General features: G+C 66.2%; 20 protein-coding genes. 9 read left to right on the plus strand and 11 right to left on the minus strand.

The window, feature by feature from the left end:
• Window positions 1-72 precede the first annotated feature (72 nt).
• The gene (locus OG716_RS15605) at window positions 73-918 is read left to right on the plus strand and encodes an RNA polymerase sigma factor SigF (RefSeq protein ID WP_405138335.1); all 846 of its coding nucleotides are present in this window, start codon (window positions 73-75) and stop codon (window positions 916-918) included.
• 48 nt (window positions 919-966) lie between these two features.
• Here OG716_RS15605 and OG716_RS15610 read toward each other — a convergent pair whose 3' ends face one another.
• The 4 genes from OG716_RS15610 to OG716_RS15625 form a co-directional block, all read right to left on the minus strand.
• Window positions 967-1,404 (minus strand): response regulator, encoded by a 438-nt coding sequence (locus tag OG716_RS15610; RefSeq protein ID WP_405138336.1) that lies wholly within the window; start codon window positions 1,402-1,404, stop codon window positions 967-969.
• Window positions 1,401-3,011 carry a CHASE3 domain-containing protein gene (locus OG716_RS15615; RefSeq protein ID WP_405138337.1) on the minus strand — a complete coding sequence of 537 codons (1,611 nt, stop codon included), beginning with the start codon at window positions 3,009-3,011 and terminating at the stop codon, window positions 1,401-1,403. Before OG716_RS15615 ends, OG716_RS15610 begins: the two co-directional genes overlap by 4 nt.
• Window positions 3,008-4,192, minus strand: a complete 1,185-nt coding sequence (locus OG716_RS15620) for a PP2C family protein-serine/threonine phosphatase (RefSeq protein WP_405138338.1) — start codon at window positions 4,190-4,192, stop codon at window positions 3,008-3,010. Before OG716_RS15620 ends, OG716_RS15615 begins: the two co-directional genes overlap by 4 nt.
• 253 nt (window positions 4,193-4,445) lie before the next feature.
• A complete protein-coding gene (locus OG716_RS15625) occupies window positions 4,446-4,691 on the minus strand; it encodes a CsbD family protein (RefSeq protein ID WP_355119888.1) in 246 nt (81 codons plus the stop codon).
• 122 nt (window positions 4,692-4,813) lie between these two features.
• Here OG716_RS15625 and OG716_RS15630 point away from each other — a divergent pair, with 122 nt between their 5' ends.
• Window positions 4,814-5,311 carry a flavin reductase family protein gene (locus OG716_RS15630; protein WP_405138339.1) on the plus strand — a complete coding sequence of 166 codons (498 nt, stop codon included), beginning with the start codon at window positions 4,814-4,816 and terminating at the stop codon, window positions 5,309-5,311.
• Here OG716_RS15630 and OG716_RS15635 read toward each other — a convergent pair.
• Complete coding sequence (locus OG716_RS15635) at window positions 5,308-5,556, minus strand: hypothetical protein (RefSeq protein WP_405138340.1); 249 nt, start codon at window positions 5,554-5,556, stop codon at window positions 5,308-5,310. The genes OG716_RS15630 and OG716_RS15635 overlap by 4 nt on opposite strands.
• Window positions 5,557-5,560: 4 nt before the next feature.
• Window positions 5,561-6,358 (minus strand): DoxX family membrane protein, encoded by a 798-nt coding sequence (locus tag OG716_RS15640; protein ID WP_405138341.1) that lies wholly within the window; start codon window positions 6,356-6,358, stop codon window positions 5,561-5,563.
• 220 nt (window positions 6,359-6,578) lie between these two features.
• On the opposite strand from OG716_RS15640, the gene OG716_RS15645 reads away from it, so the two are divergent.
• From OG716_RS15645 to OG716_RS15655, 3 genes are read left to right on the plus strand one after another with little or no spacing between them, the layout of a single operon-like run.
• The gene (locus tag OG716_RS15645; RefSeq protein ID WP_405138342.1) at window positions 6,579-6,884 is read left to right on the plus strand and encodes an STAS domain-containing protein; all 306 of its coding nucleotides are present in this window, start codon (window positions 6,579-6,581) and stop codon (window positions 6,882-6,884) included.
• A 48-nt stretch (window positions 6,885-6,932) separates the two neighbouring features.
• Window positions 6,933-7,460, plus strand: coding sequence for an anti-sigma factor (locus OG716_RS15650; protein ID WP_355119898.1), 528 nt, complete (start codon window positions 6,933-6,935; stop codon window positions 7,458-7,460).
• A complete protein-coding gene (locus OG716_RS15655; RefSeq protein ID WP_405138343.1) occupies window positions 7,453-8,223 on the plus strand; it encodes an RNA polymerase sigma factor SigF in 771 nt (256 codons plus the stop codon). Before OG716_RS15650 ends, OG716_RS15655 begins: the two co-directional genes overlap by 8 nt.
• Here OG716_RS15655 and OG716_RS15660 read toward each other — a convergent pair.
• The 4 genes from OG716_RS15660 to OG716_RS15675 all read right to left on the minus strand — a co-directional run bounded on the left by OG716_RS15660 (window position 8,212) and on the right by OG716_RS15675 (window position 12,571).
• On the minus strand, window positions 8,212-9,747 hold the full coding sequence (locus OG716_RS15660) for a bifunctional phosphatase PAP2/diacylglycerol kinase family protein (protein WP_405138344.1): 1,536 nt from the start codon (window positions 9,745-9,747) through the stop codon (window positions 8,212-8,214). The genes OG716_RS15655 and OG716_RS15660 overlap by 12 nt on opposite strands.
• A gap of 58 nt (window positions 9,748-9,805) precedes the next feature.
• Window positions 9,806-10,231 (minus strand): ATP-binding protein, encoded by a 426-nt coding sequence (locus OG716_RS15665; RefSeq protein WP_405138345.1) that lies wholly within the window; start codon window positions 10,229-10,231, stop codon window positions 9,806-9,808.
• Between the two features lie 104 nt (window positions 10,232-10,335).
• Window positions 10,336-11,280, minus strand: a complete 945-nt coding sequence (locus OG716_RS15670) for a YihY/virulence factor BrkB family protein (protein WP_405138346.1) — start codon at window positions 11,278-11,280, stop codon at window positions 10,336-10,338.
• 79 nt (window positions 11,281-11,359) lie between these two features.
• Window positions 11,360-12,571, minus strand: a complete 1,212-nt coding sequence (locus tag OG716_RS15675) for an AI-2E family transporter (RefSeq protein ID WP_405139699.1) — start codon at window positions 12,569-12,571, stop codon at window positions 11,360-11,362.
• A 302-nt stretch (window positions 12,572-12,873) separates the two neighbouring features.
• Between OG716_RS15675 and OG716_RS15680 the strand changes: the two genes are divergently transcribed.
• From OG716_RS15680 to OG716_RS15690, 3 genes are all read left to right on the plus strand, one after another.
• On the plus strand, window positions 12,874-13,164 hold the full coding sequence (locus OG716_RS15680) for an STAS domain-containing protein (protein WP_405138347.1): 291 nt from the start codon (window positions 12,874-12,876) through the stop codon (window positions 13,162-13,164).
• Window positions 13,161-14,096 carry an anti-sigma factor RsbA family regulatory protein gene (locus OG716_RS15685; protein WP_405138348.1) on the plus strand — a complete coding sequence of 312 codons (936 nt, stop codon included), beginning with the start codon at window positions 13,161-13,163 and terminating at the stop codon, window positions 14,094-14,096. The genes OG716_RS15680 and OG716_RS15685 overlap by 4 nt, the downstream gene beginning before the upstream one ends.
• Window positions 14,097-14,284: 188 nt before the next feature.
• Window positions 14,285-14,632 (plus strand): STAS domain-containing protein, encoded by a 348-nt coding sequence (locus OG716_RS15690; protein ID WP_355119911.1) that lies wholly within the window; start codon window positions 14,285-14,287, stop codon window positions 14,630-14,632.
• Between the two features lie 10 nt (window positions 14,633-14,642).
• Here OG716_RS15690 and OG716_RS15695 read toward each other — a convergent pair whose 3' ends face one another.
• Entirely contained in the window at window positions 14,643-15,050 is a 408-nt protein-coding gene (locus tag OG716_RS15695) for an anti-sigma factor (protein ID WP_355119912.1), read from the minus strand.
• 331 nt (window positions 15,051-15,381) lie between these two features.
• Between OG716_RS15695 and OG716_RS15700 the strand changes: the two genes are divergently transcribed.
• Window positions 15,382-16,212 carry an RNA polymerase sigma factor SigF gene (locus OG716_RS15700; RefSeq protein ID WP_405138349.1) on the plus strand — a complete coding sequence of 277 codons (831 nt, stop codon included), beginning with the start codon at window positions 15,382-15,384 and terminating at the stop codon, window positions 16,210-16,212.
• The last annotated feature ends 1 nt before the right edge of the window (window position 16,213 follow it).

Here is a 16,213-nt window from a genome sequence, read left to right on the forward strand (position 1 = left end):
AGGTCACGTTTGAATAACGGATGATGGGGTATGAAGTACGAGTACGGATTCGATTGGGAGTGAGGAAACTTCATGAGCACGGCGACGTTTCAGCCCGGAGAACCCCGCCAGACCCGCAGCAATGGAGACAGCTACGACAATATCGAGCCCTGGTTCGAGAAGCTGGCCGCACTTCCCGCGGCCGACCCGAATCGGGACTCCGTGCGCGAGCACATCATCGAGCTGTGTCTGCCGCTGGCCGCACATATCGCACGCCGCTACGACGGGCGCGGCGAAGCGTACGACGATCTTCACCAAATCGCCTGTGTGGGGTTGGTGCAGGCCGTGGACCGCTTCGACGCCGCTCGTGGCAGCACCTTCCTGTCGTTCGCCATCCCCACGATCATGGGTGAGGTGCGCCGGCACTTCCGCGACCGCACCTGGGCGCTGCGGGTACCGCGGCGCGCCAAGGAGCTGCAGCAGCAGCTCGGGCCGGCGACAGAGGTGCTGGCACACCGCCTCGGCCGGTTCCCCACCGCCCGCGAGATCGCGGCCGAACTGGACGTCGACGTGACGGAGGTCACCCAGGCCATGGTGGCACGCAATGCCTACCAGGCCGGCTCCCTCGACACCCCGCGCACCGGTAGCGACGATTCCGCACTGCGGCCCATTGCCGAAACCCTCGGGACCGTAGAGCCGTGCTACCGCCTGCTCGAGGACTCGATGTCGGTGCGGCCGCTGCTCGCCGCGCTGCCCCCAGCCGATCGCCAGCTGCTGGTGTGGCGATTCTTCGAGAATCTGACCCAGTCGCAGATCGCCGGGCGACTGGGGGTTTCGCAAATGCAGGTGTCGCGCAAGCTCGCTCGGGTGCTGTCGGTATTGCGTGAGCAGGCGCTCGATCAGGGAAGCACTGCGCTGGACCGGATCCGGGTCGCCTGAGCCGATCGACCGGCCTGCACCGCGCGGTGCCAGCTCGGCAAGTCGGTGCTAGCTCGGCAATTGGACGATCTGTACGAAGAAGTCGTCGATATGCTTTATCGCAGAGACGAATTGGTCCAGATCGACCGGCTTGGTGACATAGGCGTTGGCATGCAGTTTGTAGCTCCGCAGGATGTCCTCCTCGGCCGCCGACGTGGTGAGCACCACCACCGGGATGAGCGAGAGATCCGGGTCGGTCTTGATTCGGCTCAGTACCTCGTGGCCGTCGTACTTCGGCAGATTGAGGTCGAGCAGGATCAGATCCGGGCGAGGGGCCTGCGCGTGGGCGCCACGGCGGTACAGGAAGTCCAGCGCTTCCTCGCCGTCACGGGCGACATGCACCGTATTTCCGATCTTATTGTGCTCGAACGCTTCCAGGGTCATGAGCTCATCGCCCGGATCATCCTCGACGAGCAGGATATCGATGGGCCTGCCGAGTTGTGTCACGCCGGAATCTCCTTGTCGAGGGCTTCGGACCGCGGCTCGGCATCGAAGAGGGTGAAGACGAATCGGGTGCCGCCGGTGTACTCCGGATCGATCCAGATATGGCCACCGTGGAACTCCACGATTTTCTTACAGAGGGCCAATCCTATGCCGGTCCCGCTGTATTCGTCGCGACTGTGCAACCGCTGGAAGATCACGAATACCTTCTCCGCGAACTCCGGGGCGATACCGATACCGTTGTCGGCCAACGAAAACCGCCACCCGGACGCGTCACCGGGCTCCGGCTCACAGTCGATCCGCACGATCGGCGTCCGCACGGGTTCGCGGAACTTCACCGCATTCGCGATCAGGTTCTGCCACAGCATGATCAGAAGCGTGGGATCGCCGATGATTTCTGGAAGCCGCTCGGGGCGCTGGATCTGCACGCCGGTGTCCTCCACCACGGCGGCCAGGTTGGCGAGCGCCTTGTCCAGCGTCTGATCGACCTCGACCGGGGCGATGTGGTCGCTCACCCGGCCCACCCGCGAGAAGGTGAGCAGATCGTTGATCAGCACCTGCATCCGCTTCGCGCCGTCCACCGCGAACTCGATGTATTGCGTTGCGCGCTCGTCGAGTTGATCGCCGTAGCGCTTCTCGAGCAGCTGGCAGAACGAGGCCACCTTGCGCAGCGGCTCCTGCAGATCGTGCGAGGCGACGTAGGCGAACTGCTCCAGCTCGGCATTGGATCGGCGCAATTCCATGGCCTGGGTATCCAGATCCGCGGCCTGCGCGGCCAGCAGGGCCTCCTTGATTCGCGAGGCATCCAGTTCCGCGACAATCCGGCGGCGCATGCCCTCCACCGCCTCCCCCACCGTCATCAGGTCGGCGGGTCCGCCGGCGGTGATGCGCCGGCCGAAATCACCGCCCGCGACATCCCGGGATGCGCTCTCCAGCGCACTCAGCGGGCGAACGATCAAGCGCCGCACCAGAATTGTGAGTGCGATGGCGGTCAGCAGGAAGGCCGCGACCATGCCCGCCAGCACGACATCGCGCACGGTGCGCTTTCGATCGAGGTCCGCCTTGTCCCCGACCACGGCGGTGGCGAGATTCGTGTTCTGGGTGGCGAAATGCGCACGGAGATCATCGAACAGCACTTTGCCGCGGGCCGTGGCGACGGGGTCGACGGGATGAATCACCCCCGGACTGACGGTGGCGAGCAAGGGGGCGGCGAACTGGTGCCGCCAGGTCTGCGCGGACTGTTCCACCGCATCGACATCCGCCAGTAGCTCCGGACGATCGTGCAGTAGCTCGCGCATCCGGGCCGCGGCGCGCGCCTCGTCTTGATTTCCCTGCGTATACGGGTCGAGAAACTGCGCATCGGCGGTGAGCGTGTACCCGCGAACGCCGGTCTCCTCGTTGGCGAGCGCACCCTGCAGACGGTAGGCCTCGGTGGCCGCGGGCTGGATTTGCTTGGAGAGCCGGTCCGAAACGGTCGCGGCGTGTGCGGTGGCGACGGTCAGGAAACCGGCGCCGATGATTTCGACCAGCACCATCAGCGCGAGAACAAGATGAAACCACGCCTGCACCGTCATGCGCCCGGCCCGGCTGATCTTGCGGTCGGGAAGGCTCATGGTCGGTCCTGATCCCGCGGTTCATCGGTCCACTTCAGATAGAGCGCCGCGATATCGTCGGCCAAACCGCCCTGCTGCTCGGCCAATTCCTCCGCCCGCCCGATGAGCTGGTCCAGGAATTCGCCGGGCTGCTGGGCGGTGACCTCGCGCGCCAAGGCGAGCAGTCCCTCTTCACCCAATCGCTCGTCCCCTGGGCCGGTATGCCCCTCGAACAGGCCGTCGGTGAACAGCACCAGGCCGGTGCCCAGCGGCAGGGACAGTTCGTAGATCGGCCAATCCGCCTGTCCCGGAATGAATCCCAGGGCCGGTCCGCCCGGAACTTCGAGCCATTCGACGCCGCGATCGGTGTGCGTCAGCATGCCCGGATGCCCCGCGCGCATCACCTGCACCACATGCCGGCGCGGTCGCAGGACCAGTGTGGTCACCGTGGCGAAGGTATGTCGTCCGGTACGTTCGGCGAGCAGCATCTGCTCCAGCAGTTGCAGCTGCCGCGTCCCAGTGATTTCACTGAGAACCAAAGTGCGCCAGGCCAATCGCAGCGCTACACCGGTTGCCGCCTCGTCGGGTCCGTGGCCGGACACATCGCCGATCAATGCGTGCACCGTACCGTCGGCGTCCTGCACCACATCGTAGAAATCGCCGCCCAGCAGCGAATGCGCCCGGCCCGGTCGATACCGCGAGACCACATCGACGACCTGGTCGCTCTGCAGCAGCGGGGTCGGCAGCAGACCGCGTTCGAGCCGGGCGTTCTCCTGGTGGCGCATCTGCTCGGCGCGCAGCGCGACCGCGGCCCGCTCGGCCTCCTTGCGCTGGATCGCGTATCGCACTGCGCGACCGAATAATTCGGGCTCGACACGACCCTTGACGAGATAGTCCTGGGCGCCCGCGGACATCGCGGCCAATCCCGTTCGCTCCTGGTCGAGTCCGGTCAGGACGACAACGGCCACCTCATCGGTCACCGCGCGAATCCGCTCCAGCGCCTCGAGGCCGCGCGCATCGGGAAGATGCAGGTCCAGCAGTATGCAGTCGGGTGGATCCGCGGCGAGACTCGCACAGGCCTCGGCGAGCGTCCGCGCCCATCGCAAATGCAGGCCGGGCGCGGCGTCGGCGACCAGCTCCTCCACCAGCAGCGCGTCGGCACGGTCGTCCTCGACCAGAAGCACCGTCGGACGGCGATCCACTCGTCTCCCCTCCGGCGGACGGCCCACGGGGGCGGTCGAATTACCCACTGTGGCAGCCGGGGTTGGGTGTTCGCCGATCTGGCCGGGTCGGCCGTATTGCCAGCTGGACATCGATCTCGGCCTCCTTCCGGACGCCCACCTTCTCATATATGCGGCCGGGCGGGAACGGCCCTGCCCCGAACAGAAACAGACCGGCGCGCCGGGCACTACGCCCGGCGCGCCGATCCTCTGATTCCGCTGTGGCAGCGGGGAGTTACTGCCCCTGCTGGAACGCGCGCTGACGCTGCTCCTCGAGAGCCGCCGCGGCACGATCCTTCTCGGCGGCGGCTTCGTTCTGGGCTACCCCACGCTGCGCTTCGGCCTTGTCCTGCTGGGCCCTGCCCTCACCCCGCAGATCGTCGTTTCCGAAAATAGCGCCGGCGGCTTCCTTCAGTTTGCCCTTGACGCCTTCGACGACGCCTTCGATGCCTTCGCTGGGACCGCTCTTGTGCTCGGACACGAGTTCTCCTCCAACTTGGTTTGTCGCTATGGACAAAGGACGTGATACCCGGGCGACACGATCTCAATCGCAATGGCCATATTCTCTTCAGCGGCCATATTCTCTTCAGCGAGGAGGAATCGATGACCGCCCAGCAGTCCGCCGCGTTCGACGCATTCGTGACGGCATTGGATAATTCGCTCGTCGTGGTGACAACACGGGTAGGTGCGCAGCGAACAGGATGCCTGGTGGGCTTCGCCGCACAGGTCAGCATCGAGCCGCGCCGGTTCATGGTCGGCATCTCCAAGCAGAATCACACCTACCGAATCGCCATGCGCGCCGGACATCTCGCGGTTCATCTGCTCGATGAGCGGCAACTGCCGCTCGCGACCCTGTTCGGCTCGGAGACCGGCGACGAGATCGACAAATTCACGCATTGCGAATGGCATCCGGGCCCGGCGAATCTGCCCATTCTCGATGCGGCCGCCGGCTGGTTCTGCGGCCGCATCGTGGAGCGACACGATGTGGGTGACCACATCGCCATGCTCCTGGCGCCGGAAGGTGCTGCGGCCCCGGCGAAGCCGGTCCGGCCACTGCGGTACCGGGCCGTCGCGGATCTACCGCCGGGGCACCCCGCCTAGCGCCGCCGAATACGCTCCCGGCGGATCTCGACCACAACGCCGACCACTCCGCCGACGAGACCTGTTGCGCTGGCGACGATTCCGACGGTCTCCCAGCCGCCCAGGCCGTTGCCGAAGGCGGTGAGGGTGGGGCCGAGCGCGATGATGCCCAGCAGCAGCAGTGCCAAACCCTGCCAGTTGAGCCGGTCCAGCAGGGATTCCGCGGTCTGTGTTCGGGTGTCCTGCACCTCGGCGGGAACACTCATCGGCTCAGTCCCGATGCTCTGCGGCTCGATCGCGAATCGCGGTGGCGAGCTGCGCACCTCGGTCCTGTGTGGTCGAAACCAGTTGCGAGCCATGGTCACGGACGACCTCGGCCAGTTCGGCGCCCCGCTTCTTGGCGACCTCGCTCAGCTCTCCCCCGCGCTCCTTGAGCACCTCACCCAGGTCCGCGCCGCGGTCCCGGACAACCTCGCCGAGCTCGGCGCCGCGCACCTTGACCACGTCACCCAGTTCGGCGCCGCGCTCCTTGACCACGTCGGCGACGTCCGCGCCGTGATCCTTGGCGAATTCCGTCAGCTGCGCGCCATGCAGCTGGGCGGCTGCCACCAACCCGGTGCCCTGCGCCGCGATGCCTTCCGCCAGGTTGTGCAGCGGACGCCGGGAACGCCCCCCGGTATCGCCCGCGGCGATCATCAGACCACCGAGCAGGCTCACATCCTTGAGGAACGCCGTGCGTTTGGCCGCACGCCGATCCGGATCGTCCTCGACCCAAAAGTCCTGTTCGGTGACGGTGGCCGGAATGACCGTAGCCGCGAGCAGAGCCGCGGCGAGCCGGGGTAACCGCCCGGTGGCGAGCATCAGCGCGCTGCCGACCTGAATCGCGGCATTGACCTGCACCAGACGCTCGGGATTCGACAGCTTCGAGGCGTACTGGTCGGGCAGCACACGCTGTACCTGCTGGACGCGGGCGGCGGCGGCCTTCCCGCGGGCCTGCGGATGTGTGAGGGCATCCACCCCCTCGACTATGAATGCGGTCGCCAGCAAGGGCCGGGCAAGTCTTCTCATCAACATTACGGATACTTCCTTCCGCTCTGGTGTATCGCGACGACCGGGGATCAGAGCTTCCGAACGAGGCGCTGCAGTCACCGCAATAGCCGCAATCACAGGGTTCAAACACGCATATATCGCCGCCGCCCGGGTACCTCGTCCCGCAACGGCCCGCAGAGGGGTAATCTGCGAGCTGGTTGAGACGACAGCCGAAACATGCCCTTCGGGAGGTTTTGTCATGTCGTCAATTGTTGTGCTGTCCGGTCATCGCGACCAGGACGCACTCGTCCTCCCCGAATTCCAGCAATTGCTCGACGACGCGCTGAGCAGGCGACCACCGGCGGTCGTCGTGGATCTTCGCGACACCCGATTCCTCAGCGTCCGGAACGCATTTGCACTGCTGTGCGCGCAGGAGGACGCCGCACACGCCGGCATCGACTTCCAGGTGGTGGGAGGACGGCACGAGGTCGATCGGGTGCTGTCGCTGAGCCGGGCCGCGTTTCCCCTCGACCGCATCGGGTACGTCCACCAGCAGGAGGAATAAGAGATCGAAAGAGATCGACTGCCTACCAGCATCCAGGGGCGATTCATTGTGACCGAGCTACCACCAGCACAGCACACAGGAAATGGGAAGACGTCGGCCCGTTCGGCCAAGGCCGCGCTGCGGCTTGTCCATTCCGATACCCAGCACAGCACTCCCGTGCTGCCGGAGTTCACGTCCCCGGCCACCTCGATCGGAATTCGGGTGCCGGCCGGACTGACACAGCTGACCATGCTGCGGGCGCTCGCCGAAACCGTCTGCCTCATCGCGGATTTCACCATCGACGCGGCCACCGATATCCGGGTCGCGCTCGACGAGGTCGCCACAACGCTGATGCTGTCGGCGGTGCCGCGGGCCGAGATCGAGTGCGAGTTCACCTATGACGAACGCGCCATGACCGTGCGCGTGGCCTCGGTCTCGCACACCGCGACCCCCTTCGACGAGCGCGAATTCGGCTGGAACATGCTGCACGCGCTGACCGATTCGATCCGGACCATCACCCAGCCCTTCGATACCGGCGCACCCGGCTTCCCGATCGAGGTGACCTTTCACCGCAGCCAGGACGGCCTTCATGGATGACAATGGTTATGACAATATCGAGCCGGCTCTGCAAGAACTGGCGCGCGCGATCGAAACTCTGGACCCGCAGCGAGATATATTGCGCAACAAGGTGATCGAGCGCTGTCTACCGCTCGCCGATCATATCGCCCGCCGATTCTCCGGGCGCGGCGAATCTTTCGAGGACCTACAGCAGACCGCACGTATCGGACTGCTGCACGCCATCGACCGGTTCGACGTCTCCTACGGTGCGCCGTTCCTGTCCTTCGCCATCCCGACCATTATGGGCGAGGTGCGCCGGCACTTCCGCGACTACACCTGGGCGGTGCGAGTTCCACGGCGCACCAAGGAAATCCAGCTGCGCATCGGCGGCACCATCGAAATCCTCGCCCAGCGCCTGGGCCGGCTGCCCAAGGCCCGGGAAATCGCGGACGAGCTCGGCGTCGACCTGCTGGAGATCACCCAGGCCCTGATCGCGGCCAATGCGTATCAGGCGTCCTCACTGGACGCGGTCGCCGGGGACGACGGCGAGAGTTCACCGCTGCCACTGCGCGAGACACTGGGCGCGTCCGACCCCGATTACGAACTGATCGAGCAATCGATGACGCTCCGCCCGCAGCTCGACCAACTGCCCGAACGCGAACGGCAGGTGCTCATCATGCGGTTCTTCGAATGCCAGACCCAGAAGCAGATCGCGGATCAACTCGGCGTCTCCCAGATGCAGATCTCCCGCATCCTGTCCAAGACGCTGGCGCAGCTACGCGAAGGCGCGCTAGAGGACTGACCCGCGGTACGCCACCACCCGGCCCGCCACCGAGAAGCGCAATTCTGTTGCCTCACCGAGGACTTCACCGTCGGCCGCCACGGCCACCGGATCACTCAGATGGACGGTCAGCTCGGGAACCTGTCGTTCGCCGTAGACCCGGCTATGCGCGATGGCTGCGAGCGAAAGCGCCACGACCGCACGGGTGCGGGAGAAACGGAGATCGGCGCGAAGCCAGCGCACATCCAAAAGGCCCGTGTCCATATGGGATCGGAATGCGGGGACCGCACCGTGCGGGAGATACGGGCCGTTGCCGACGAACAGGAACCACACCTCGTGCCAGCGATCGTCCAGTCGCACCCGGATCGGCTGGGCGCGGCGCAGCATGACGGTGAGCGCGGCCGCGAAGGCCGGCCATTTGCCCCACCGCCCCTGCCACTTCTCCCGCAGCCGGACCAGATCCGGATAGCCGCCGATGCTGGCGGTATTGATGAACGAGGTGGTGTGCGAACCGCTCTCGGACCGCATCTCGAGGCTGCCGATGGAAACCTCGACCGCCGCACCCGAATTCACCGCCTCGACCGCCGCACCCAGGTCACTCACCCCGAGATCACGAGCGAAGTGGTTCAGGGTGCCGGCAGGGACGACAACCAGCGGAAGTCCGTGCCGCAGCGCGATATCGGCGGCCGCGGTGATCGTTCCGTCCCCACCCACGGCGCCCACCGCCAGCACCGGCTCGGCGCCGGAGCCGAACGACCCTTCCGCGCCCGCCGCGCGCTGGTGTTCGGCGCCCACCTCGAGCGCAGTCTCCAATTGCTCGGCCGCATCACGCCCCGGGTCGGCGCGCAGCACCATGGCGGCGGGTAACGCGGATACGACCTCGCCGGTGGGGTCGTAGTTGGCATCACCGGAACCCGGATTCACCAGAATCACCAGTCCCGCACCGTCGTTCAGTGCGGGAGCATCGCGTACCTCACGTGCGGCGGCTTCCTCGATGCCGCGCACCGGCCACCACCGGCGAGTCGCCCAGGCCACCGCGGAACCCACCGCAGCGCCTGCCACCACATCCGATGCCCAGTGCACCCCGGTGTGCACGCGCGAATAGGCGACGGTCGCGGCCAGTGGGGCGACGACCAGCGCGGCGCGCGGGCTCTCCATCGCCACAGCCGTCGCGAAAGCCACCGCCGTGGCGCTGTGGCCGGAGGGAAAGGATGAGGACGTCGGAGCATTGATCAGGCGCCGGAACGGCGGCAGCAGATCCGCGGCCGGACGCCGGCGCGCGAACAGGGTCTTCAGCACCAGATTGGCGGTCAGACTCGCGCCGCCGACCGAAACCACACCACGAAGGGCGGCCCGCCGCGTGGCACCCGGCTGGGCGGCCAGCACCACCGCGACACCCGCCCAAAGCAGCCCGTGATCCGCACTGCGGGTCAGCCGGAGCATCCCGGAGTCGACGGGTGATGCCGGAATCCGCGCCACCGCACCACTGATGGCCCTGTCGAAGGTGCCGACCCGATAGAACTTGCGGCTCAACCATCCAGTCACCCGATTGAAACTACCGCCCCTGCGCCGAGACAAACGCTTCGCCCGGAACGAAACTCAGTCAACCGCGAGATTTGCGTACCCAGCGGAATTCGACGACCGTCGGATAACCGGCGGCCGGGAGCGCGGCCAGGCCCTTTACGGTGCGGACCGAGTCGGTCAGTGAGCGCACGATATGCCAGCTCAGGCTGTGGTCGTCCAAGGCTGTCGCCGAGGATGCGACCGCGGAGACCCGGACGGTGACACCGTCTGAGTCGCAGGTCAGATCGCAGTCCAGTGCCGTGCCGGGCACGGCATCACGGACCAGGAGCATTGCCACCTCGTCCAGGACGAGCCGAATATCGTTCACCTCACCGATATCGAAGTCGGCCAGCAGGGTCACCGTTTCGGCGAGTGCGCGCAGCAGGGTCAGCTGCTGCGGCGCCGCCGGCACCTGTAGCCCCACCGTCGTCGGAATCGAATGGTCCTGTGCGACGCCATCATTCATGCCGTCCTCCGTTCTCGCATGCTCAGCGTTCTCGGGCGGGCACCTGCGCCTCTAGACTGTCAACACGCGGATTACCTCAACGGGACGGCGGCGAAACCGGCGCCTCATTCCGGTGGATCGCGTGGTGGCAGAATCGGTTCCGCATCGGGCGAACCGCCCTGTTCCATATGCCGGCCACGGGCCAGTTCCGCATCGAACTGTGCACCGAGCAAAACCGCAACATTGGTGAGCCACAACCAGATCAAGAACACCATCGCACCGGCGAGCGACCCGTAGATCTTGTTGTAGTTGCCGAAATTCGTGACGTAGCAGGCGAATCCGGCCGACGCGGCGATCCAGAGCAGCACCGCGAGCACACTGCCCGGCGTCAGCCACCGCCAGCCCAGCTGGCGGGCATTGGGCGCCAGCCAGTACAGCATCGCCAGCACCACGCTGACCAGCACCGCCAGCACCGGCCATTTGGCGATATTCCAGACCGTCACCCCCGCCGAACCGACCCCGAGCCAATGCCCGATCCGGTCGGCAATGGTGCCACTGGCAACTACGCCGATGCCGCACAACGACACCAGCACCATCATCGCCGTGGTCAGTCCCAGCCGGAGCGGCAGAGTCTTCCAGATCGGGCGGCCCTCCGCGGTCCCGTAGATCGAATTGACCGCACGGATGAAGGCGCCGATATAGGTGGAAGCCGTCCAGAAGGCCGTGACCAGACCCACGATGGCCAGCGGACCCGCCGCCGATCGCGCACCGTCGAGTTCCTTGATCCCATCCACCAGCATCGCTGTTCCGCTGCCCGGGCCGATATCGCGGAGGGTGTCGATCAACGATGCGGTAGCCCCGGGGCCGAGCAATCCGAGCACCGAGGTGATGACGAGCAGACCCGGAAATATCGACAACACACTGTAATAGGTAAGCGCGGCAGCCCAATCCGTGAGTTCGTCGTCCCAGAGCCGTCGCCCGAGGCGCATCAGCACCCACCGCCACGACTGCCCACCCAGATCCGTCGGCGTTACCGGCGGAGTCTCGGTGGCCGATAAAACTTCGGACATTTCACGACCTCCAGACGAGGTCCGACTACCCCGCCCGAGTGACCGCAAACGCTGCGCACCCTGGGTAGTTCAGCACCGGTCAGCGCTTGTCCAAGGACGGCAGCAGCGTTTCGCGCACAATCAACAGGCCCGCCGCCGCGACCGGAATCGCCAGCAGCGCACCGATAATGCCGAGCAGCGCACCGCCGAGCAGTACCGAGACGACGGTGACCAGCGCCGGAACCTGCACCGTGCGACCGATGATCCGCGGCACGAGCAGATAGTCCTCGAGCAGCCGCAGCACTATGAAGAAGACGATCGTGGCGATGGTGATGGGCACCGAAACCGTCAGTGCGACAAGGGCTGCGACAACGCCGGCAATGGTGGACCCCACAATGGGAATCAGATCGAGCAGGGCGACCAGCACCGCCAGCAGCAGCGGATACGGAACGTCGAAGGTGAGCAGCCAGATGAAGGTCAGCACCGCGGTGATGACGGAGATCAGCAGATTGCCGAGGATGTAACCGCCGACCTTGGTGAAGATCTCATCGCCGATGAGAATCGCGCGGGGTCTGCGGTCGTTCGGGAACAACCGGTAGATCGACGACCGGATCTGGGTGAAATTGGCCATGAAATACGCGGTGAGAACCGCCACGATCAGTGTGGAACTGAGAATGCTGAACGCCTCCCGCCCGGCGTCCAGCACCCCGCCGAGTACATGCGAGGGATCCGTGCCGAGCGTCTGCTGCAGGCGATCCTGTAGGTGGTAGCGGTCATTGAGGTCATGGATGAACGGATAGCGCTGCGAGAGGTGGCTGACGTAATCGGGCGCGTTATGAATGAACGCCCCGCCCTGCGTCACCAGCGGCGGAATCGCTGCGGCGAGAAAGCCCGCGAACAAGCCGATGCCGATCAGGAAGACGGTGGTGACGGCGGCCCAGCGCGGAAACCACGGCCGCACCAGCCAGGACACCGCCGGCTCCATACCGATCGCCAGGAAGAGCGCGACCACGATCAATATCAGGACCTGCCCCACGGCCAGCAATATCTGGATCCCCGCATAGGTGACCGCGACACCGGCGGCGCCCGCCAAGCCGACCATGAAGGGCGAACGCCGGTCGAAGCGCCGCCCGGGCCTGCCGAACGGATACTCGGAACTGCTCGCCTCGGCGGCCCGGGCTTCGGCATCGATGATGGCGCCGCCTTCGGCTCCGGTATGCGGTTGCGCGACAACATCACTGTGACCGTGCTCGGCGGATCGGACCTCCGCGTCCGGTGGTGGTTCCGCGGCCTCGGGATGGTCGCCTCGAATGTGCTCGGAAATGACTCTCCCCACTCTCTCCGGTTCGCCGGCCGGTCTGCTGACCTGCCGAGTTCCGGCTCAGCGCGGATACCCCGGCATTCGCGCCGCAAACAGCGGTGGGTAAATCGCCACGCGCTGGGTATTCGGCCATCCGTACAGCGCGTACGGGTCCACCACTGCGGTCGCGCGTAGCATGTGCACCAGCTTCCTATGCCGGAGTCCGGCAGAAAGAGTGACAGACGGTGATCACACAACCCGGGCAGGTTCCCGGGAATTCCGCTCGACTATCCCCTGGCCCAGGCTTTTTGCACGTGTATTCGACCGGCCGCCCGCCCGGCCTGCGCTGTGTCGGCGAAGTCGATTTCACCAACCATGGCGACTGGCAGGCAGCGCTGGGCACACTGCCCACCGCCGACGACGTCCACCTGGATCTGTCGGAGCTGCGGTTCATCGATACCCACGGCACGCTGATCCTGGTTGAGGCATCGCAGGGCGCCACCTCGGACCGGCGACTGGTCCTGCACCGCCCGCCGATGTCCATGCTGCGCCTGCTGGGGCAGTTCTGGCCTGCCGAGGCGGCTATCGAACTGGCTCGCTCATGAGCGCGGCCCACACCACCGATCCCTTCGTCCATCCCGCGCTCTTCTACCGCGACAGCGACGAGTATCTTTCCGGCACACTCGGTTTCATTCGGGAAGGGCTGGCCCACGGCGAACCCGTCGCGGTGTCCGTTCCGACCGGCAATCTGGCGCTGCTGCGGGCCGAACTGGGTTCGGATGCCGATTCGGTGCGGTTGCTGGATATGACCATCGAGGGGCGCAATCCCGGCCGGATCATTCCCGGTGTGCTGCGGGCGTTCGCGGACCCGCACCCGGCGGGACGGGTTCGCATCATCGGCGAACCGATCTGGGCTGATCGCTCAGCGACGGAGTACCCCGCCTGCGTTCAGCACGAAGCGCTCATCAATGCGGCGTTCGCCGGACGCGAGGTCACCATTCTGTGCCCGTACAACACCACGGCGCTCCCGCCCGAAGTCCTGGCCGACGCCCGCGCAACGCACCCGACGCTGATCGACAGCAGCGGCGAAAGCGCCAGTAGCGCATACGATCCGGATCAGATTCTGGCGATGTACAACCGGCCGCTGGCCGAGCCGCCCGCCGCGGCCATGCTGCTCGCGTTCGACGGTGCGGCGCTGTCGGGCATTCGGCATCTGGCGGTGGACTACGCCCGGAACGCGGGGATGGCCGCGGAACGAATCGTGGATCTGGAACTGGTCGTTGCCGAAACCACCACTAACTCGGTGGTGCACGGCGGCGGGAGCGGCACCCTCGCGATGTGGGTGTCGGAGGGGCAGCTGTGCTGCCAGATTTCCGACTCGGGGCATATCACCAACCCGCTCGCCGGGCGGCTGCCCGCACCGGCGCGGGTTCCCGGCGGCCGCGGTCTGCTGATCGTCAACCAGCTCGCCGACCTGGTGCGCATGCACACCGGCCCGCAAGGGACCTGCCTGTACATCCGCCTGCCGCTCGTCTAGTCACGTACTCGTCCGGCCCTCGTGCTGCTCTAACCTCACACTGTTCCGGTCCGACACTGTTCCGGTCCGACACTGTTCCGGTCAACGAAAAGGGTTGGGACAGCAGCACCGAAGTCTCACCAGTAGGGTGACTTGCCAAGCAAGAGCGGTCGGCTCGTGCGGGTGCCCTGTCCGGAGGTAGCGAAGAAGTGAGCAATGAAGTGAGAGAGCTGGTCCTTCGGACGCGATCGGCCGACGCCGCGGTGGTGCTGTCCGCGGTCGGCGAGGTCGATATGGTCTCGGCGCCGAAGCTGTCCTCGGCGGTGGCCGAAGCGTTGAGCACCGGTGCGCCGGTGCTCGTCATCGACCTGTCCGAGGTGGGATTCTTCGGCTCGGCCGGGTTGAGTGTGCTGGTGGAGGCGCTGGAGGCGAGCGCCGGGCGCGAACTGCGGGTGGTCGCCACAGCGCCGGTGCGTCGTCCGGTCGAATTGACCGGGCTCGATGAATTGCTCGATATCTACGGCACGGTGGAGGAAGCGCTGGCCGGCGCCGAGTGATCGTCGCTCGTCAGCCCCGGCTGCGCTGTTGCGCATCACGATGCCGGCGGAACTGGACGACGGTCGGATACCCGGCCGCCGGGCGGGCGTAGGCGCCCTGGGTGGCATCGAGTGAATCGGTCAGAGCGCGCACGATATGCCAGCTCAGACCGTGATCCTCCAGGGCGGCCTCCGAGGAGGTGATCGTCGAGACCCGGACGGTCAGCTCGTCCTCGTCGTAGGTCAGATCGCATTCGAGCGTCGAACCCGGCGCAGCGTCGCGGATCAGCACCGTGGCGACCTCATCGAGGGCGAGCCGGATGTCATTGACCTCCCCGAGGTCGAAATCGGCCAGCATGGTGACGGTTTCGCTGAGGGCACGCAATAGGGTCAGCTGCTCCGGCACCGCGGGTACCCGTAGTCCTACCGTCGTACCCATGGCACTCTCCGTTCCCGCCTGCTGCCCGATCGCCCGGTGCGGGCAGACTACCCGGTCGGTGTGAACCGTCCGGCGCGCGCGTCACAGTCGGGTGACTGTGACGGAGTCGCACGGCGGCACTGCGACGGAGTCGCACGGCGGCACTGCGACGGAGTCGCACGGAGGCACTGCGACGGAGTCGCACGGAGGCACTGCGACGGAGTCGCACGGAGGCACTGCGACGGAGTCGCACGGAGGCACTGCGACGACAGCGTCATAATGGAGCTGTTTGAATAACTGATGCCCGGGTAGCTCACGAAGAGTCGGATTCGATCTGCAGTGAGGAACCGTCATGTCCGAGGCGATACTTCCAGCCGAAGCACCCCGGCAGTCGCGTGGCACCGGCGACAGCTACGACAATATCGAGCCCTGGTTCGAGAAACTGGCCGCGCTGACAGCCGATGATCCCCAGCATGCGCCCATGCGGGAGCAGATCATCGAGGCGTGTCTGCCGCTGGCCGAGCACATCGCCCGGCGCTTCACCGGACGCGGCGAACAGTTCGACGATCTGCACCAGATCGCCCGGCTGGGGTTGGTGCAGGCCGTGGATCGCTTCGATGTTTCGTACGGCAGTACCTTCCTGTCCTTCGCCATCCCCACGATCATGGGTGAGGTGCGCCGGCATTTCCGCGATCACACCTGGGCCGTGCGGGTGCCGCGCCGAGCCAAGGAGCTGCAGCAGCAGCTGGGCCCGGTGACCGAGACTCTGTCGCATCGTCTGGGCCGGATGCCCACCGCCCGCGAGATCGCCGCCGAACTCGACGTCGAGCTGGGCGAGGTCACCCAGGCCATGGTCGCCCGCAATGCCTATCAGGCCACCTCGCTGGATACGCCCCGCGGTGACGACGATTCGGGCCCGGCCGCGATCGCGGACACGCTCGGCGCCGAGGAACCCAGCTATCGACTGCTCGAGGATGCGATGACGGTGCGCCCGCTGCTGGCGGCGCTGCCCACACGCGAACGCCAGATTCTCCTCTGGCGCTTCTTCGACAATCGCACCCAGGCGCAGATCGCCGAGCGACTGGGCGTCTCGCAGATGCAGGTATCACGCATATTGACCAAGACCCTGTCCACGTTGCGCGAACAAGCCCTCGGCCCTGTCGAAATCGCCCGGATCGCATGAG

It is taken from the genome of Nocardia sp. NBC_01388 (assembly GCF_045040085.1).
Classification (GTDB): Bacteria; Actinomycetota; Actinomycetes; order Mycobacteriales; family Mycobacteriaceae; genus Nocardia.